The organism is Listeria monocytogenes (assembly GCF_900187225.1).
GTDB lineage: Bacteria > Bacillota > Bacilli > Lactobacillales > Listeriaceae > Listeria > Listeria monocytogenes.
Genome location: NZ_LT906436.1, coordinates 1,396,040 through 1,415,557 on the forward strand (window position 1 = coordinate 1,396,040; position 19,518 = coordinate 1,415,557).

The 19,518-nt window shown below is 35.7% G+C and carries 19 protein-coding genes; 8 read left to right on the plus strand and 11 right to left on the minus strand.

What is annotated here, in order from left to right; genetic code table 11:
- Positions 1 to 11: 11 nt before the first annotated feature.
- Entirely contained in the window at positions 12 to 758 is a 747-nt protein-coding gene (pflA, locus tag CKV70_RS07140; protein WP_003721912.1) for a pyruvate formate-lyase-activating protein, read from the plus strand.
- A 34-nt stretch (positions 759 to 792) separates the two neighbouring features.
- On the opposite strand, the gene CKV70_RS07145 is transcribed toward pflA, so the two are convergent.
- Entirely contained in the window at positions 793 to 1,323 is a 531-nt protein-coding gene (locus CKV70_RS07145; protein ID WP_014600819.1) for a PadR family transcriptional regulator, read from the minus strand.
- Positions 1,324 to 1,489: 166 nt separating this feature from the next.
- Here CKV70_RS07145 and mdrL point away from each other — a divergent pair, with 166 nt between their 5' ends.
- From mdrL to CKV70_RS07165, 4 genes are all read left to right on the plus strand, one after another.
- Positions 1,490 to 2,683 (plus strand): multidrug efflux MFS transporter MdrL, encoded by a 1,194-nt coding sequence (mdrL, locus tag CKV70_RS07150; protein ID WP_010990115.1) that lies wholly within the window; start codon positions 1,490 to 1,492, stop codon positions 2,681 to 2,683.
- 134 nt (positions 2,684 to 2,817) lie between these two features.
- Positions 2,818 to 3,366 carry a DUF2975 domain-containing protein gene (locus CKV70_RS07155; RefSeq protein ID WP_003732294.1) on the plus strand — a complete coding sequence of 183 codons (549 nt, stop codon included), beginning with the start codon at positions 2,818 to 2,820 and terminating at the stop codon, positions 3,364 to 3,366.
- Between the two features lie 16 nt (positions 3,367 to 3,382).
- Positions 3,383 to 3,610, plus strand: coding sequence for a helix-turn-helix domain-containing protein (locus CKV70_RS07160; protein ID WP_003721916.1), 228 nt, complete (start codon positions 3,383 to 3,385; stop codon positions 3,608 to 3,610).
- A gap of 40 nt (positions 3,611 to 3,650) precedes the next feature.
- Positions 3,651 to 4,184, plus strand: a complete 534-nt coding sequence (locus CKV70_RS07165; RefSeq protein WP_014600820.1) for a P-loop NTPase family protein — start codon at positions 3,651 to 3,653, stop codon at positions 4,182 to 4,184.
- A gap of 253 nt (positions 4,185 to 4,437) precedes the next feature.
- Here the strand turns inward: CKV70_RS07165 and lmiA are convergent, their stop codons facing one another.
- Together lmiA and CKV70_RS07175 are read right to left on the minus strand one after the other, a co-directional pair.
- A complete protein-coding gene (lmiA, locus tag CKV70_RS07170) occupies positions 4,438 to 5,757 on the minus strand; it encodes an invasin LmiA (protein WP_014600821.1) in 1,320 nt (439 codons plus the stop codon).
- A gap of 185 nt (positions 5,758 to 5,942) precedes the next feature.
- The gene (locus tag CKV70_RS07175; RefSeq protein ID WP_003732324.1) at positions 5,943 to 7,112 is read right to left on the minus strand and encodes a thiolase family protein; all 1,170 of its coding nucleotides are present in this window, start codon (positions 7,110 to 7,112) and stop codon (positions 5,943 to 5,945) included.
- Between the two features lie 149 nt (positions 7,113 to 7,261).
- Between CKV70_RS07175 and CKV70_RS07180 the strand changes: the two genes are divergently transcribed.
- A complete protein-coding gene (locus CKV70_RS07180; protein ID WP_014600822.1) occupies positions 7,262 to 8,428 on the plus strand; it encodes a hydroxymethylglutaryl-CoA synthase in 1,167 nt (388 codons plus the stop codon).
- A gap of 23 nt (positions 8,429 to 8,451) precedes the next feature.
- On the opposite strand, the gene CKV70_RS07185 is transcribed toward CKV70_RS07180, so the two are convergent.
- The 5 genes from CKV70_RS07185 to murB all read right to left on the minus strand — a co-directional run bounded on the left by CKV70_RS07185 (position 8,452) and on the right by murB (position 13,666).
- The gene (locus CKV70_RS07185; protein ID WP_003721921.1) at positions 8,452 to 9,051 is read right to left on the minus strand and encodes a VanZ family protein; all 600 of its coding nucleotides are present in this window, start codon (positions 9,049 to 9,051) and stop codon (positions 8,452 to 8,454) included.
- A 69-nt stretch (positions 9,052 to 9,120) separates the two neighbouring features.
- Positions 9,121 to 10,365: an MFS transporter gene (locus CKV70_RS07190; protein ID WP_014600823.1), complete on the minus strand. Its 1,245-nt coding sequence runs from the start codon at positions 10,363 to 10,365 to the stop codon at positions 9,121 to 9,123.
- An 18-nt stretch (positions 10,366 to 10,383) separates the two neighbouring features.
- Positions 10,384 to 11,652, minus strand: a complete 1,269-nt coding sequence (locus CKV70_RS07195) for an alkaline phosphatase family protein (protein ID WP_014600824.1) — start codon at positions 11,650 to 11,652, stop codon at positions 10,384 to 10,386.
- Between the two features lie 63 nt (positions 11,653 to 11,715).
- Positions 11,716 to 12,753 (minus strand): AI-2E family transporter, encoded by a 1,038-nt coding sequence (locus CKV70_RS07200; protein WP_003727446.1) that lies wholly within the window; start codon positions 12,751 to 12,753, stop codon positions 11,716 to 11,718.
- 16 nt (positions 12,754 to 12,769) lie between these two features.
- The gene (gene murB / locus CKV70_RS07205; protein WP_010990117.1) at positions 12,770 to 13,666 is read right to left on the minus strand and encodes a UDP-N-acetylmuramate dehydrogenase; all 897 of its coding nucleotides are present in this window, start codon (positions 13,664 to 13,666) and stop codon (positions 12,770 to 12,772) included.
- Between the two features lie 215 nt (positions 13,667 to 13,881).
- On the opposite strand from murB, the gene CKV70_RS07210 reads away from it, so the two are divergent.
- Together CKV70_RS07210 and CKV70_RS07215 are read left to right on the plus strand one after the other, a co-directional pair.
- Complete coding sequence (locus CKV70_RS07210; protein ID WP_009926601.1) at positions 13,882 to 14,868, plus strand: ABC transporter ATP-binding protein; 987 nt, start codon at positions 13,882 to 13,884, stop codon at positions 14,866 to 14,868.
- A complete protein-coding gene (locus CKV70_RS07215; RefSeq protein WP_010990118.1) occupies positions 14,865 to 16,379 on the plus strand; it encodes an ABC transporter permease/substrate-binding protein in 1,515 nt (504 codons plus the stop codon). Before CKV70_RS07210 ends, CKV70_RS07215 begins: the two co-directional genes overlap by 4 nt.
- A 35-nt stretch (positions 16,380 to 16,414) precedes the next feature.
- Here the strand turns inward: CKV70_RS07215 and CKV70_RS07220 are convergent, their stop codons facing one another.
- The 3 genes from CKV70_RS07220 to CKV70_RS07230 form a co-directional block, all read right to left on the minus strand.
- Positions 16,415 to 17,245 (minus strand): hypothetical protein, encoded by an 831-nt coding sequence (locus CKV70_RS07220; protein WP_010990119.1) that lies wholly within the window; start codon positions 17,243 to 17,245, stop codon positions 16,415 to 16,417.
- A 138-nt stretch (positions 17,246 to 17,383) separates the two neighbouring features.
- Entirely contained in the window at positions 17,384 to 18,730 is a 1,347-nt protein-coding gene (locus CKV70_RS07225; RefSeq protein WP_003721929.1) for an Nramp family divalent metal transporter, read from the minus strand.
- A 112-nt stretch (positions 18,731 to 18,842) separates the two neighbouring features.
- Positions 18,843 to 19,514, minus strand: a complete 672-nt coding sequence (locus tag CKV70_RS07230; protein ID WP_003721930.1) for an ABC transporter permease — start codon at positions 19,512 to 19,514, stop codon at positions 18,843 to 18,845.
- Between the last annotated feature and the right edge of the window lie 4 nt (positions 19,515 to 19,518).

A 19,518-nucleotide genomic window follows, 5' to 3' on the forward strand; every position in this document is an offset into this window, starting at 1 on the left:
AGAGGAGAATTATGACAGAGGTTTTAGGAAGAGTTCATTCAGTAGAAACAATGGGAACAGTAGACGGTCCAGGTATCCGCTTTATTGTTTTTATGCAGGGGTGTTTACTTCGTTGTCAATTTTGTCATAATCCCGATACTTGGAAAATTGGTACTGGCACAGAACGTTCTGCGCAAGATGTATTTGACGAAGCAATTAAGTATAAAGAGTTTTGGGATGCTTCTGGTGGCGGCGTTACAGTTAGTGGCGGGGAACCATTGCTTCAAGTAGATTTCCTAATCGAGTTTTTCACGCTTTGTAAAGCAGCAGGAGTGCATACTACAATTGACTCTTGTGGTGGTTGTTTCACACGTGATCCTGAATTTATCGAGAAATTGGACCGTTTGATGGAAGTAACAGATTTAATTTTACTGGATATTAAACAAATCAACCCAGAAAAGCATTTAAAACTGACAACGAAATCTAATGCTCCGATAATTGATTTTGCTCATTATTTACGTGATAAAGAGCAACCAATTTGGATTAGACATGTGCTAATTCCAACTAAAACAGATGATCCAGAAGATTTAACAAAACTCCATGAATTCATTCAAACACTTCCAAACGTAAAACAAGTGGATGTGCTTCCATACCATACAATGGGTGTTTACAAATGGAAAGAAATGGGCATTCGTTATCCGTTAGAAGGAATCGAGGCACCAGAAGAAGAAGTGGTAGCACTTGCGAATAAGATTTTAGAAACTAGTAGTTATAAATAGCAAAAACCGGCGAATATTAAGTTCGCCGGTTTTTTTATAGTATTTTATACATTTCCGCACACCATTTTAATTCTGTTTGAATCAAATCTAATCGTCTTGCATAGACTTGATAAGACATGTTTTTTAGCTTGTCTTGCTTGGTTTTTAAATCAAATAATTTAACGAAATGATCCAGTGTTTCTTCAATCAAACCTAATTGTTCTTTTAAATAGCTTTCTCTTTCTTGAATAAGTCCCTTGGTTCTGGCATTATTTAGCCAGTCGAGCTGTACTTTCGTTGTAAACTCATCTCTTGTGACAGGGATTTTAAGTGGTGTTTCAGACCATTCAAGCAAAGAGTCTAAGCCAGATTGTGTAATAGTATAAACTTTTTTATCAGGTTTTTTATCTTGGGAATGCTTATGAACAACTAAAAAACCTGCTTTTTCTAACTTAGATAAAGAAGGGTAAATTTGACTATGATGTGTATTTTGCATAATTCGAAGCCGGTTTGCGAGTTCATAACCACTAGAAGCTTCACGAGCAATCATTTGTAATAACGTAAATTCTAAGACATTTGGTATCATACAATAGCACCTCTGAATTTCTATTTAATCTTATTGTAAGCGATAAACACTAATAAGTAAAATGGTTGCATATGTAATAAGTTATATATGTAAATATTGACATTAGTATTTATCAAGCGTAATATAATAATTGAGTTTTATTTGGAAAGGGAAGTGTAGTTGTATTATGATGACAGACAAGGAAATGAACACGGGGAAATGGATAACAGCGGCAGCGAGTTTGCTTGCTTTTATGGGAATAGGGGTTGTTGATCCACTTTTACCTTCTATTGCAGAAAGTATTGGGGCATCTCACTCGCAAGTAGAAATGTTATTCACCGCTTATATTTTTACTATGGCGATTATGATGATTCCAATTGGTATCGTTGCAGGAAAAATGGGGGATAAAAAGTTAATCGTTATCGGACTATTTATTGTTACTATTTTTGCTTTATTATGTGGTTTATCTGATACAATTGGTGCTTTATCTATTTTTCGAGCTGGTTGGGGTTTTGGTAACTCCATGTTCATGGCTACCGCGATGACAATGCTCATTGCTTTATCAGAGACGCCAGGCCATGCAATTGGGATTTACGAAGCATCTATGGGCCTTGGAATGGCATTTGGACCACTACTAGGAGGTATTCTAGGTAATATTTCTTGGCGCTATCCATTTTTTGCCACAGCTTGTTTGATTTTTATCGCATTTTTACTCATTTTATTTAAAGTGAAAGAACCGAAGAAAGTCGCGCCAGCACCTACAGAGAAAAATGAGGTTGCTATCAAGCAAATGCTCCATTTGTTCAAATATCGGCCATTTTTACAAATTGCTTTTAGTGGGATGTTTTATTATTATTGTTTCTTTACAATTTTAGCTTATTCACCGCTTGTTCTTGGCTTATCAGCAATTCAAATTGGTTTTGTATTTTTTGCTTGGGGATTATGTTTGGCACTTGGTTCAGCAAAAGTATCACACGCGTTAGAGATTCGTTTTAATAGCAAACAAATCTTAAAAGGATCTTTACTGGCATGTGCTGTCATCTTAGCTTTACTTGGCTTTATTGATAATACAGCAGTGGATATTGGTTTAATTGTTATCTCTGGACTAATATTAGGTATTAATAATGCGCTTTTCACGACCACTGTCATGGAACATTCACCTTATGCAAGAAGTGTAACGAGTGGAGCATATAACTTTGTTCGTTGGTTAGGCGCAGCATTTGCACCGCTTTGTTCGGGATTACTTAGCGAAGCACTTGGTATGAAAATGCCATTTATCGTTGCAAGTATTATTTGTTTGGCTGGTATGGGATTACTATTTATTAAACTAAAACCAGCACATTTTACCTTACAACAATCTACTTCTATAAAAAGTGAATAAAATCAAGAGACTGAGTAACCTGGCTCAGTCTTTTTTTATGCTAATAATTAATTATTTAATGTTTATCATTAAAAAACATTGACTTTTATGCTTTCTACTAGTTATAATTTAGAAAAAAAGGGGAGTGAATGTACATGAAGCTAAAACGATTACAAAAAATGAGTTATTTTCTACATATTGCGCTTAAAATTTTATCGATTAGTTCTGTTATAATGGTTATTAGCGTCGTTTTAATGAGGCTTTTTAGCAGCAAAAATGTTATGATAAATAAACTAGAATCAGATACTATATTTTATTTTCAAACGGAACTTTTTGTTGGTGAGGATAACCTGCAATTTGTTCAAACGGAGGAATGGATCTTACTTGGTGTTGCAGCTTTTTCTAGTATTATAATTGCTTATTTATTATGGACTGCAAGTATGATTTTTAAAGATTTAGCTACTAATTTTACGCCCTTTAGTAATATTACTGTTAGTAGATTACGGAGAATTGCTGTTTTAATGCTTATTTACGCACTAGTACCGCAAATTATTTATTCTATTTTACATACTGTGCTTATACCTGGTTATAGCATTAAATTTGGGCTAAATATGTCATTTTTCTTTGCGCTTATTTTTTATTGTTTAACAGAAATATTTCGTTATGGTGCATCTTTGCAAAAAGAATCTGACGAAACTTTATGATTGGAGCGAAAAAACAATGGCAATTGTATTGAGGTTAGATCGAGTAATGGCCGACCGTAAAATATCTTTAAACCAGTTATCCCAAGAAGTTGGTGTAGCAAATGTAAACTTATCCAAAATAAAAACTGGTAAAGTAAGCGCCATTCGATTTTCTACATTAAATGAAATATGTAAAGTCTTGAGCTGCCAACCAGGTGATATTTTAGAGTATGTAGCGGATGACTCTGTTGAAAACGAACTTTAAATGCGTTAGATTTGTCATAGTCAGATAAGGAGTGCTTAAAATGGATAAATATAATGAATTGCAAACTGTATTAAAAAACAAAGAAAAAGTGTTGATAATCGGTCCTAATGGTGCTGGTAAGTCGACTTTTGCTACAGAACTTGGAAAACATTATGATTTTGAAGTTTGTCACTTAGATAAGCTTTTCTGGCAGGAAAATTGGAACGCTGTTGCAAAAGCGGATTTTGAGGATAAAGTGGACAACATTATGAGTTCTAAAAAAAAGTATATTATAGATGGTGATTATTTCTTTAATTTGGATAAAAGACTCGAACATGCAGATTTAGTTATTTGGATAAAAATTCCATTGTTCCTGTGTGTAGCAAATATAATTAAAAGAAGATTTAAATACATGACGAATGTGCGACCAGATGTAACTGAAGGCTGTGACGAAAAATTAAATTTATCATTTTTGCTGTATGCTTTAAAGTATAATAAGCGTTCTGGAAAACAAACGAAAGAATTATTGGATAATGTGTATGATAAAGAGCTGTTTGTAATTGATAGTTATAAGAAATTGAAGAGTTATTGCTGATAAATAGCCAATGAATGCTTGGGATAGGTGTTTATTGGTTGTTTGCGATAATACGTATTACTTCCTATAATATATATTATGTAAACTAGAAAATTAAATATTAAGTAAGAGAAAAATCATTGCCTCCTCTCACTTTTAAATACGCTTTTCCAACTTTTATAAAATTATTATCTATCTTACTAAGAATTGGATAAAACAAAACTATTTAATTACAAAAGCCTTAATCATAATAATGATTAAGGCTAAATAAAACTTATTTCACTCGTTTTCTTCTTGTAGTAAAGATATAAACTCCGCTGATTAACAAACTAACACCGATAATTAATGGTAAATTATTTTCGCTGTCACCTGTTTTTGGTAACTGGAGAGCTGTGCTTGTTTTACCTGTTTGGTTTACAGTTTTAGTGGTATTCTTTTTTGAAATATTTTTGTTTGGTACAGTTGATGTGGCTGGATTAACTGGTTTTACAGGGTTAATTATTGGTTTATCTGGGTTAACCGGAGTTACTGGTGGCGTGATAACCGCGTCATCTTTACTATATACATACTCTACTTCCTGACTATCACTCGTGAAAACGCTACTGTGGTTACTTGGTGTTTTAGTTAATTTATAGCCTTTAAAAGATTTTGCTTCTGTTTCGAAAGTTGATCCAATGTCTCCTTTTAAAATAACTGGATCAGCAAGTTGATTTCCTTTAGTGTCTTTATACGTAACAGTTACATCTTTTGCGACTTCAACAGGCGTTGTTATTTTTTTATATTTGAAAATAACGGATTGTGTTTGGTCGGTGTATGTTCCGGATTGATTTGATGGTACTTGGCTTAATTCGTAGCCGTCGATTTCTTTTACTTCTGCTTGGAAAGTCGTACCTATTTTTCCAGAAAGTGTTTCGGTTGGGGCGATAGATTCATTAGTTGCTTCATTTATATATTCTACAGATACGTTTGCCCCTTCTACTGCTGTTTTTTCATATACGTAATTTATTTGTATTGTTTCAGTGTTTGTTGTGTAGGTGCCTGTTGCGTTTGTTGGTGTTTCTTTTACTTGGTAGCCATCAATTGCTTTTGGAGATGTTGTATAAGTTTCACCGAGTTTTCCGGATAATGTGTCGGATGTTGCAAGTGTTTGGTTTGTTTCGTCGACATAATTAACTTGTATATTTGCCTTTTCAATTGGTGAGAAAGGTCCGGCTAATTTGTATGATTCTTGTCCAGGATAAGCAACTGGATCAAGTACGTTACCAGTGATGGTAAAATAGTTTAGTGTATCTCCAGCTTCCAGTGTTTTAGGTAATTTTAGACGGAAATTCACGTCATTTTCAACCGTATAGTCGGTGATATTATATTGTTTATTGTTAAAAAGCACATAAGCTGCATTGCCAGGATAATGCATAGGTACTTCTTGTTGTAATTTTCCGGTAATATAGTCATCTCCAATATAGAGTTGATCCACTTGTGGTGCAGGTAAATTAAGCATTAAAGGTGCTGCTTTTGCTGAAAAAGGATTAAAAGTGATACTTAAAATTGTCATAAATATAATAAAGGTAAATAAAGATTTTTTAGCGTGCTTCATAATGTCCTCCTGCTTGTTAGAATAATTACATTCTAGCACCAAAACTGTATAAATACTTATTTTGTAAGAAGTTTCACAAAATAAGTTGTCGGTTTGTTCACAAAAAAGACAAAAATGAAATCATAAAAAGCTAAAATCAACTATTAGCTGACCTTAGCTTTTTATTAATATTAAATGTACTACTATCATGCTCTTTCAAGGATAATTGCAATGCCAATACCACCACCAACGCACAAGGAAGCTACCCCGATATGCTTGTTTTCATGTTTTAATTCATTTAACAAAGAGGCAATAATGCGTGCGCCGGAAGCTCCGATTGGATGACCTAGCGCAATTGCTCCACCGTAAATATTAAGTTTCTCTTCGGGAATTTTCAAATCACGAGCCACTGCAACAGACTGCGATGCAAAAGCTTCGTTTAAATGGAATAAATCAATTTCATCGATAGAATATCCACCTTTAGTTAAAGCTTCATTTACTGCATAGTATGGCGCGTAACCCATAAGTGCTGGATCGACACCAACCTCAGAGGTTACTTTGATTGTTGCGATATAAGGAATGTTTTCCGCGACTGCCTTTTCTTTCGACATTAAAATAATTGCGGAAGCTCCATCATTGATACCGGAAGCATTACCGGCTGTAACAGTTCCACCTTCTTTGAATACGCTTTTCAACGTAGCTAATTTTTCTAGAGTTGAATTCGCGCGAATCGTTTCATCGGCTTCAAAAAATGAACCGTCTGGAAGTTTTACAGGAATAATTTCTTCTTCAAAAAGGTTTTTTTCTTGTGCACTTGCGGCCTTCATTTGAGAGTTATGAGCAAATTCATCTTGTTCTTCTCGGGTTACGGAGAATTTTTCCGCAACATTTTCTGCAGTAATTCCCATGTGATATTCGCCGTAAACATCTGTTAAACCATCAATTAACATGCTATTTCTTAGTTTTTTTGGATTGATTTCTTCACCGGCTAGCTCGGGATTAAGTAAAAGTGGTGCTTGGGACATATTTTCGGTCCCTCCTACTGCTACGATGTCAGCTTCCCCTAGTTGAATTGCTTGTCTGCCAAGCATAACCGATTTTAAGCCAGATCCACACACTTCATTGATTGTGACTCCGGGTACTTTATAAGGAATTCCTGCTTTAATAGCGATTTGTCTAGCTACATTTTGGCCAAGTCCAGCTTGTAATACATTACCAAAAATTACTTGATCCACACGTTCTGGAGCAATATTGGCTCTTTCTAAAACACCTTTTAGAGCGGTAGCACCAAGATCTACTGCACTGATGTCTTTCAAACTACCACCGAATTTTCCAATTGGTGTTCTAACTGCATCTATTATAACTACTTCTTTCATAGCAATCTCCTTTAAATGTAATCTATCCGTATTATATCATGAAACTAGCTAAAAACTCACTAGATTAAGCCCAATGTATTGTATTTTGTGCATTTTTCTACTAAAATTAAAGTACTTACAAATAAAATATAAAGGACTTGAGCTTACATATGAAAATTGGAATTGATAAAATAGGTTTTTATACTCCTGCATTTTATGTTGATATGACAGAACTTGCTGAAGCTAGAAATATTGATCCTAACAAATTTACTATTGGAATTGGCCAAGATAAAATGGCTTTTGCACCAATTACGCAAGATTCAGTAACCATGGGCGCAAATGCAGCTTTACAAATTTTAGATGAAGAAGATTTGAAAAAAATTGATTTAGTTATTTTAGCAACAGAATCAGGAATTGACGAGTCGAAAGCTGGTGCGGTTTATATTCACCGTTTGCTAGGTATTCAGCCGTTCTCTCGTGCAATCGAAATAAAAGAAGCTTGCTACGGAGCTACTGCAGGAATTAATTTAGCGAAAGATTATGTAGCGAAACATCCTGATAGCAAAGTGCTTGTTATCGGGTCGGATATTGCTCGTTACGGCTTGGCAACTGGCGGCGAAGCAACTCAAGGAGCTGGAGCTGTTGCGATGGTTATTGCCGCTGATCCACGTTGTATCACACTTGAAGATGATAATGTATTCTATACAGAAGATATTATGGACTTCTGGCGCCCAGTTTACTCCGAATATGCTTGTGTAGAAGGTAAATATTCGACAGAACAATACATCCACTTCTTCCAAACTATTTGGGAAAAGTATTCAGCGAAATTTGGTAAGAACTTAGAAGATTTTGCAGCTATTTGTTTCCACTTACCATATACAAAAATGGGTAAAAAAGCGTTAGATACTATTATTGAAACAGCTCCAAGTGATGTTCAAGAAAAATTGCTAGAAAATTATCGTCTAAGTACGCTATATAGCCGCAATGTCGGTAATATTTACACTGGTTCCCTTTATTTAAGCTTTATTTCCTTGTTAGACAATCAACCAGATTTACAAGCAGAGGATAAAATTGGCTTCTTTAGCTACGGGTCTGGTGCTGTTGGCGAGTTCTTCCATGGAGTGCTACAACCTGACTATAAAAAATATATCCGTAAAGACGAACATGCGGAATTGCTAGCAAACCGTACGAAACTCGCTATTCCAGATTATGAAACGAAATTCAAACAACAATTACCTAAAGATGGTTCGATCTTTGAAGTGGATCCTGCTAGTGACCCAGCAGCCATTGTATTAACTGGAATTCAAGAGCACAAACGACAATATATTAAAAAATAATCAAAAAAACCGACTAGGCTAAATCAGCTAGTCGGTTTTACTTTGAGCTCTTTATATTTTCTTGGGGATAAAAAACGAATCACGATGTAACCAAGCATGATGCCACAAACATTTAGGAATACGTCTCCAGTGTCAAAGAATCCTACATGTAGCATGTACTGCGCCCCTTCTACTGCGAATATCAACATTCCAGCTGATAGTAACGCGGTGAAAAAACCTAATTTCTTGAGTAAAAAACCAATTGGTAGAAAGGCTAATACATTTCCTACTATAATGACACGTAAATTACCTGATAAAAATGTATCAACAAACCCAAAAGTATCACTTGAAAATCCTTGTGTGTCGGAAGCTTTTCCGAATAATAAACAAAGAAGAATACTGAAATAAATAATGTAGCAAAAAACGAGCAATGCCTTATTTATTTTCCAATTTACTAATTGTACTGCGACAAAATAGAGTAAAATCGCCGTGATGCCGATCGTAATGTAGCCCATATGACTAACTGTGGCCATTACGTGCTTTAAATAAAAATAAAGCCATCCCTGGAACCAGGAAAAATACATCGTTACTGCAGCGAATATCGAAAGGATCGGTAATATAAGAATTATAAAGTATCTTTTCATCCTGGCGTCCTCCTTTTCAAAGGCTACCTCAAGGATAACATTTGAAAATAAGGACTTTCTTAAAAGGTTTTAAAGATTTTCTAAGTTTTTCTCTTTTACGAATACAAATAAAATACCACCAACGAGGAAAAGTACAATTAAACTAGTCACACCGTATTGCGTTTTTCCGGTAATTTGTGTGATTACCCCCATAAGGGCCGGTCCCATGATTGCTGAAAATTTCCCGAAAATATTATAAAATCCGTAAAACTCATTCGAACGCTTTTTAGGAATAATTTTTCCGAAGAATGATCTACTTAATGCTTGAATACCACCTTGCGAAGTTCCAACTAACATTGCTAATATCCAAAAATCAAGCGCAGATTTCATGAAAACCGCATAAATACATATAATAATATAAACAAAAATCGCGGTAAAGATAAGTGGTTTTGCACTGAAACGTTTAGCTAAATACCCATATAATAAAGTGAACGGAAATGCAACGAGTTGCGTCATTAAAAGTATTAAAATTAATGTTGTCTGAGAAATTCCAAGATCAATCCCGTACGATGTCGCCATGCGGAAAATCGTATCAACCCCATCTATGTAGAAGAAATAAGCAATTAAAAAGATAACAATATTTTTATGTTCACTAATGTGGCTAATAGTATGAAATAATCTTTTAAAACTAGTTCTGACTGGACGTTTTACCGCTGGAATATAGTGAATTTGATGCACGTTCTTCCACATGGGAATCGTGAAAAACAGCCACCAAAGCGCTGTCATAACAAAACCGATATTGACGAGTGCGACATCACTAATTGGCAAGATACCTGTCGCTTGGAAAATAATAAAGATAATAAAAGGGATGCAACTTCCTAAATAACCATAGGCATATCCGGCAGATGACACTTTATCCATCCGGTCGTTCGTTGTTACATCAATTAAAAACGCATCATAAAAAATATTTGCACCTGAAAAGCCTATTAATGACAGCACATAAAATCCAAGTAACAATAGCCAGGCATCCGTGGGTATGAAAATTAACAAGAAAGTAAAGCCAATCCCGATGGCTGTAAAAATACCGAAAAACCGTTTTTTGAAAAATTGATAATCCGCAATTGTTCCAAGTATCGGTGCAAGTAATGAAATAAGTAACGTCCCAATCGAGTTTGCATATCCCCAGTACGCGGTCGACGTAGTGTCAGCAATTCCAGCATTCGCTGCTACCCCTTTAAAATAAATTGGTAAAATCGCTGTTGTGATCATGATTGAGTAGGCGGAATTCGCCCAATCTTGAAAAATCCAACTTTTCTCCTCTTTTGTATATGCCAAGTGTGTTTCTCCCCTTTTCTATTCAAATATCGCTTCTATGACAGAGCCAGCAGTATTTGGAAATTGTAAGTCCAAAATGTGTGCAAATGTAGGCGCTTCGTCAACTAAATGAGCATTGCTGATTTTGTCTCCTTTTTTAATGCCAGGTCCATTAAAAATAATCGTGGTTTTGTAAGCTGGCTTTTTAGGAGAATAACCGTGAACCGCTTTATAGTAACCTGGTTTTCCAAGCATTTCATCAGTGACTTTCTCGTAAACCGGACCATATAAATCATCCATAAAATAGTAACCAGTCTTCCCTTCAACCATAAAAGTAGCATCAGGATCAGCACCACGAAGTACTATTTCTTCTTTTGGGAAAATTTCTTCTATTTCAGCCATGCTTTGAAGTAAATGCTGGATTTCTTGGTTATGTAAATCATTTTTTGTGTAAATATAACTGGAGCCGTCACAACTTTTAGCGTAGACGTTCCATTCCGTAATCTTATTGTCCACTACGGTTATCCAGCCTTGTTCGGCAAAAAGGACATTTAGGCGTATGGCGTGTGTTACATTAATTTGATAATGATCGCCTAGAATAGCAAAGACAGTATTTTCATAAATTCCAGCTTCTTTTGCAGCTTGGATAATCGCAGCTAAACGCTCATCGTGTCGTTTTAAGGCCGCTTTTGCTTCAGGGGAATCTACTCCGTGCGCATGTCGCATACTATCCATATCAACCAAATGTGTTAAAAGTAATCTTGGTTTTTTCGCTTTAATTGTATCAACTACGCTAGCTGTCAAAAATATATCTAAGTCTGGTTGGTTGATTCCCTTCCGCAGATGACCAAATTTCCGGTCCATATCTATTAAAAACAATGGTGAGCTAGCATGTAATGACACCATCATTTGCGTTAACCAAAAGCGATTCGGAAAAATTTCGGCAATATTATAATCAATTCCACTTTTTGCTGCAACCGGCCATAAAAATGCAGCGGTCGTCATCCCTTTCTCTTTTGCTAAATCATAAAGTGTTGGTACTTGAATGGCTTTTTTATACCAATACCAATCAGGAGAATCTTTTTCAGGTTGAACTTTCGTGTTATTAATAATCCCATGAGTTGCGGGATAATGTCCTGTGATAATACTTGTATGCGCTGGATATGTCAGTGATGGATAAATGGTTTCAACTTCTTGGATGTGAGTTCCTGTCTTAATTAATTCCCGTAAAACGGGCAAATCTGTCGTATCTTTTAAATCAAGTGCTCCAAGTGCGTCTAATGAAATCACAAAAAGATGTTTTTCCATTATTTTCTCCCCCTTCAAAAAAACAGGGATTTCCCAGAAAATCTGGAAGAACCCCCGTGTGAATTACGTATGACTGATTGTGTCTTTTGGCTGTTCGATTTCTTCTTGATTCGTCACACCGAGCACATCTAAGAAGAACATCACAACTGGAATACCAACGATTAATCCCCAAATTCCGAAGAAATGCTCTCCGAAAATAAGAATAATGAAAGTATAAAAAACTGGTAAATTTGTTTTCGCTGACATAAGTTTTGGATTAAGGACATAAGATTCTAGTGCATGGATAATAATAACAACGACTAAAATGTAGAAAATGTATTCCACGCCGCCGATAGAATAACCAATGATAGTTAACGGGACGAGAGAAATAATCACCCCTGCTACCGGAATCAAACCAAGCAAAAACACCATTATGGATAAAGTCATCAATTGCGGAAAACCTAAAATCCAAAGTGCTATCGTGGTTAAAATTGCATTCACAAGCGCAATGATAAATTGTGCTTCAATAACTTTACCAAAAGTAGCAACAAATTTGGAGCCAAAGAATTTTACTTCCTCATAGATAAAACCAATTTTACTAGTAGAAAATTGATTCGTGAATGAAACTAAATGTTCTTTTCCGAGCGAGAAAAATAGACTTAACATTAGTGCGATAAAGACGTTCATCAATACAGTTCCCACATTAGTTAAATAAGTTAATATCATTGAAACACCCTGTTCTGTGTATTTCATAATATCAAATTGATTCGCTAAACTAACAATGTAATTAATGAAATCATTGTTGCTATCTGTCGTTAAGAAAGTATTTCCGAATTTCACCAGTTGATTTATTTGATCCGCTAAGACAGGAATGTACTTAACAAATACAAAGATGATAACTGCGGCGATTAAAACATAAAGTAACAATACAATAATTTGCCGATAAATGGAGATTCTCCGTAAAATAAAATTCTCTAAACGTGTAATAAGGTAAGAAAAAATGAATGTTAGTAAAATAATATTCATTTGGCTTCTTAATAAGTATAAAACGAAGGCAATTAATATAAATACGCCAACTCGCCGCACACTACGATTTTGTAAAAATGAACTAAGCTCTTTCAAAAATGGATGCCCTCCTCTATTTATCTTCGCCTATGATTTTAACTTCTGTTTCTAACTCTACATCAAATTTCTCGCGTACGGTTTGTTGGACGTAAGCAATTAAATTCATGTAATCAGTCGCAGTTGCCCCACCGATATTAACGATAAATCCAGCATGTTTTAAAGAAACTTGCGCACCGCCAATAATATGCCCTTGCAAGCCACTATCTTGAATTAATTTACCAGCAAAGTGACCAGGTGGACGTTTGAATACACTACCACAAGATGGATACTCTAATGGTTGTTTAGCTTCACGTGCCGCAGTAAGTTCATCCATTTTTGCTTGAATTAGGTTTTTTTCTTCTAATGCTAAAGAAAAAGTGGCATCTAATACGATGTAATTTTTCTCTGCAATAGTACTAAAGCGATATGCTGCTTTTAGTTCAGAACGTTTTAGTTTTTTTAATTCGCCTGTTTGTGTCAGTACGGTTGCAGCTTCTAAAACATCACTAATTTCGCCGCCGTATGCTCCTGCATTCATATGTAGCGCTCCCCCAATAGATCCAGGAATACCACAAGCGAATTCAAGTCCGCTTAAGCTTTCATTCAGTGCAAATTTTGCAGTGTCAATGAGTTTGGCGCCACTCATTGCGACAATTTGGGTGTTATTTCTTTCAATGGTTTGTAGTAAATCGAGATGTAAGATAACACCGCGAATTCCCCCGTCTTTAATGATTAGATTGGAACCATTACCAAGAATAGTAAGTGGAATTTTATTTTGGTGACAGTATGCCACCACTTCTTGCGCCTCTTCTATTGTTTTTGGCATAACGAATACGTCAGCTGCACCGCCTGTTTTTGTATAGGTATACTTAGATAACGGTTCATTTAATTTAATCGCTATATGCGGAAACTTTGTTTGTAAGTTATTCATTATTTATTTCAAACCTTTCATGGTTGTAGTTTAAAAATCACTTCCTTTATTTTATCATGGAACCTCTCTTTTACAAAGAATTCCATAGTTTTTTTCTTAAATCAGGAATATTTAGGGATGATTTAGGGTAATTGGATGATATGTTCTTGAGTAATAAAATTAAAAATGTTATGATATAGAACATACATTCGATTAAAAAGGAAAGGGATGAAAAAATGATTCGTTTTGATAATGTATCCAAAAAATACAGCGATGATAAAACAGCAGCAGTAAATAATGTAACTTTGGACATAAAAGACGGCGAGTTCTTTGTTTTCATCGGACCGAGTGGTTGCGGGAAAACAACAACGCTAAAAATGATTAATCGCTTGATTCCACTGACAACTGGAACCATTTATATTAATGAAAAGCGAATTAGTGATTATGATATTCATGAACTTCGCTGGGATATCGGCTATGTTTTACAACAAATTGCGCTCTTTCCTCACATGACTATTGAAGAAAATATCGCTATCGTTCCAGAATTGAAAAAATGGAGCAAGGAGAAAATTCATGACCGGATTACGGAATTATTAGATAGTGTTGGCTTGGACCCTGAAAGTTATCGTCATCGCAAACCAGCTGAATTATCTGGTGGTGAACAGCAACGGGTTGGTGTTGTTCGTGCGCTTGCAGCAGATCCAGGAATTATTTTGATGGATGAACCCTTCAGTGCGCTTGACCCCATTTCTCGCCAACGCTTACAGCAAGATATTTCCGCACTTCAAAAGAAAATCAAGAAAACGATTGTATTCGTTACCCACGATATGCAAGAAGCTTTGGCGCTAGGTGACAGAATTTGCGTAATGCAAGGCGGCGAAATTGTCCAAGTAGCAACACCACAAGAAATTATGAAAAATCCAGAAAATGACTTCGTTAAAGACTTTTTAGCATCCGGACATGCTTTCAATACGCCAATTTTAGAAGCAAACTTTACGGTGAATGACTTAATAGAAGCTGATCTGTTTTATTCGTACCAAACTAGTGATGGTACACTTGGAATTTCATCAACGGAGCCTGTCGAAAATCTTGTTCGGCGAATCGCGGAAGAACAATCAATTCCTGTTACGGACGAAGCAGGTAATTATATCGGTACAGTGTCAAATAAACATGTGATGCAATTCTTAGCGCGTCATCTGGAAAGTTCAGGTGAGCTTGTATGAATACTCTTATAGATACATTTACTGTCCGTAAAGATGAACTATTCACAGCTTTAGTGCAACATATTCAAATTTCCTTTGTCTCTCTTTTTATAGCGGTGTTAATTGCTTTACCTCTTGGGATTTATTTAACTAGGCATAAGCGACTCGCTGAACCAATTATTCAAGTAGCCGCTATTTTTCAAACAATTCCTTCTCTGGCACTACTTGGTTTGTTAATTCCACTCGTTGGTATTGGGATAGTTCCAGCGATTATTGCGCTTGTTATTTATGCCCTCTTACCTATTTTGAGGAATACATATACTGGGATAAAAGAAGTCGATCCTGCCCTTGTTGAAGCCTCACGCGCAATGGGAATGAACAAATGGAAAAGATTATACAAAGTACAACTTCCTCTTGCTATGCCAGTAATTATGGCTGGTATTCGTACAGCGATGGTATTAATCATCGGTACAGCGACACTTGCTGCCTTAATTGGTGCAGGTGGACTTGGGGACTTGATTTTACTCGGGATTGATCGCAACGATAATAGTTTAATTCTTTTAGGTGCAATTCCAGCAGCCTTACTAGCTATTTTGTTTGATTTCCTACTACGTTTCCTTGAAAAAGCATCTTTCAAAAGCACGATTATTACAATTTCAGCAGGTATCTTATTAACTGCCGCAATTATCGTCGTTCCTTATTTTGCGTCTGATAAAAAGGAAATTACTATTGCTGGTAAATTAGGAGCAGAACCAGAAATTTTAATTAATATGTACAAATTAGTTATTGAGGATGAAACGGATTTAAAAGTTAACGTGAAACCAAATATGGGGAAAACAAGCTTCGTATTCAACGCCCTAAAATCAGGCGATATTGATATTTATCCTGAATTTACGGGCACAGTGCTAGAAACCTTCTTAAAAGAAAATGCTAAAACACATGATCCAGAAGAAGTGTATACGCAAGCCCGTGATGGTTTGGCTAAAGATTTTGATATGACTTACTTAAAACCAATGAAATACAATAACACATATGCACTTGCGGTTTCGCCTGAATTCGCTAAAGAAAACAATTTAGAAAAAATATCTGATCTTGGTCCAGTATCTGACCAAGTAAAAGCTGGATTCACACTGGAGTTTAAAGACCGATCAGATGGTTATAAAGGCATTCAAGATAAATACGGACTCACGTTCTCCAATTTGAAAACAATGGAGCCAAAACTGCGATACAATGCAATTAAGTCTGGAGATATCAATTTACTAGATGCCTATTCAACAGATAGCGAACTCGCGCAATATAAACTAAAAGTACTGGAAGATGATCAGCAGCTCTTCCCTCCTTATCAAGGTGCACCTTTAATGCTGACAAAAACATTAGATAAATATCCAGAACTGAAAAAACCATTAAATAAACTAGCTGGGAAGATTACAGATGATGAAATGCGCAAAATGAATTACGAAGTGAATGTAAATGGCAAATCAGCTTATACAGTTGCCAAAGACTATTTGAAAGATCAAGGTATTATTAAATAAAAAAGCGAAGTGGCGTAAAAACCACTTCGCTTTTTTTATTGTCTAATTAAGTTTTTAACTTTATTAATGTTTGGTTTATAGAAACGACAATGTGTTTCAAATTCTTTGTTGAATTCAGCGGCTCTTTGGGTTAGTGATTGTTCGTGATCAAGCATCAAACCTTCTTCGAGTAATGGTCTAAGTGAAATGATTTGATCGAAAACAAGACCGGCATTTGTGTCACTAAGAACAGATACCATTTTCCCAAGTGCTTTTTGTTTGTCCGTGGGTAATTCTTTTTGATGAAGATGGAACCATTTTGCTAATTGTTTGCGATTTTTTCGGGTCGCTTCTAAATAAATACTTTGCGCATAAGCTGCTTTAGCAAATGCAATTGATAAATTTTCAGCAGATTCCCAGTCTTCTTCCAAAATTTCACCTTGCATTTTGATTTTTTGGTTGAGTAGAGTAATATCTTCTTGATAAACATCCATTTTGCGTTGTTGTTGTTTATAAACTTCCATCGCTAAATTAAGTTCATCAATAGTTGGCTGCATTTTTTCACCAAAAATAGTATTATCATTTAAAATCAATTGTGTTTGTTCTATTTTTTCAGCAATAATGCTATCGCGTTCTTTAATTACGTGTGCTCGTTTACCTAAGTATTCAAAATAGAAGTTGTACTTTTGAATGCGATTAACTACTGCTTCTGCTTCTTTCACAGTTGCTGGTTCTTCTTGTGAATTTAGTACTGTTACACCAGCCACTTTGCTTAATTTAGTATAAATAATAATTGTAAATACTTCACCGTCCAAATTGATTGTGTACGGTAGTTTATGTTGCTGTTCTAAAAGCCTTTTATGTTGTTTTAATAGTTTATCCGTCATCGTTAATCAACACCTTTACTACGCCATTAGTATTATATAATTCAATTATATAGTATAAAGATGAAAATTTCGAGGGAAAGAAATGAGAAAATTATTTTTAATTGTTTACATAATATAATTATTGTCTTCTTTCTTACTTTATAATGAGGTCAAAGTATAAAATAACAAGTAGATGTTTAAGACTGCAATGAAAATGGCAACAGCCCAAGAAATGATTTTTAACCATGTTGGGTTGACGAATTCGCCCATCTTTTGTTTGTCACTTGTAAACATTACTAATGGGATAACCGCGAATGATAATTGCATAGACAGAATAACTTGACTAAAAATTAGTAGTTCATTGATACCGTTTGCTCCGTAGAGTGCTGTGATTATTACAGCTGGAACGATTGCTAGTACACGCGTTAACAAACGACGTACCACTGGTTTTAAACGGATGTTTAAGAAACCTTCCATAACGATTTGGCCAGCCAATGTTCCTGTTAAAGTAGAGTTCTGCCCTGATGCAAGTAATGCTACTGCAAAAACGGTGCTGGCGATACTGCTTCCAAGCGTTGGATTAAGTAATTTGTAAGCATCCTCAATACCAGCGACGTTATGTTGACCGGTCGTATAAAAGGCAGCAGCAGCTAAAATTAAAATCGATGCATTAATTAATAAAGCAATCGTTAAGGAAAAAGTGGAATCGATAAATGAAAAACGAATTGCCTCTTTCTTCCCTTCTTTTGTTCGGGCATATTGTCTGGTTTGCACGATAGATGAATGCAAATACAAATTATGTGGCATAACTGTTGCCCCAAGGATACCAAGTGCGATATAAAGCATAGCTGGATTAGTAACAATTTCTGATTGTGGAATAAATCCCTTTGCAATTGCTTGCATATCTGGATGTGACATTACCATTTCCGCCCCAAAACATACAAGAATCGTAACCATTAAAGTAATAACAATAACTTCTATGTAGCGGAAACCTTTATGTTGTAAAAATAATACGAGAAAAATATCTAATGCTGTAATACAAACGCCCCAGATTAACGGAATACCAAATAGTAAATTAAGCGCAATCGCACTACCGATGACTTCTGCGATATCCGTTGCAATAATCGCTAATTCAGCTAAAATCCAAAGGACGAATCCAAATGGTTTAGAAAAGTGATCACTAGAGGCTTGGGCTAAATCGCGACCGGTGACAATGCCTAATTTGGATGCAAGTGATTGTAGTAAAACGGCTAAAATATTAGAAATTAAAATAACTGATAATAACGTGTAGCCAAACTCTGACCCACCGGCAATAGAAGTTGCCCAGTTCCCTGGATCGACATAGCCGACCGCAATAAGTGCACCTGGCCCCATAAAGGCAAATAATTTACGGAAAAATTTCGCGTTTTTAGGAATAGCTACGGAATTATTTACTTCACTTAAGCTGGGAGCATTCTGTGCTTTTCTCCAGCTTTGTTTTGTACGTTCTGTTTTATCTTTTTTCATGCTCCCTGACCTTCTTTCATTTATGATAAAAAGTTTACTACGGGAAACATTCTTTGTCAAACGAAAAACACAACCTCTATGCATAAATGATAGGTTGTGTTTTCGCATATTTTTATAAGGCTTCGGTTAGTGGTTTTCTTTTGTTTTTAACTGGGTTTAGTGTGCGTTCGACCCAACCAAGAAGTACATCGGCTAATATGGCCATTACTGCGGTTGGAATAGCACCAGCTAAAATAATAGCAGTACCATTTGTTGCATTTGTTCCGCGTACAATAATATCACCGAGGCCTCCTGCTCCAACGAATGTCCCAATTGCTGCTACACCAATAGCGATAACAAGTGCATTTCGAATACCCGCCATAATAACAGATAATGCGAGTGGCATTTCGATGAGGCGTAGTACTTGCCATTTTGTCATCCCCATTGCCTTACCAGATTCTAAAAGCGCTCCATCAACGTTTCTAATGCCCGTGTAGGTGTTTTTTAGAATTGGTAATAAAGAATATAGGAACAAGGACAAGACGACTGTATTCGTCCCTAAGCCCATGATAAGCATAAGTACGGCTAACATTGCTAGTGCCGGAATTGTTTGGATGATATTAGCGATTTGGATAACCCAACCAGCTAAGCGTTTTTTTCTTGCAATATATACTCCAAGCGGTATCGCTATGATTGCTGCGAAGATAACTCCGTAAGCACTCATTAAGAAATGCCGCCAGAACTCTTCCATGACATAACTTCCATTTGTTTGGTAATAATCAATTAATTGTTTTAATGTGTCCATCTTT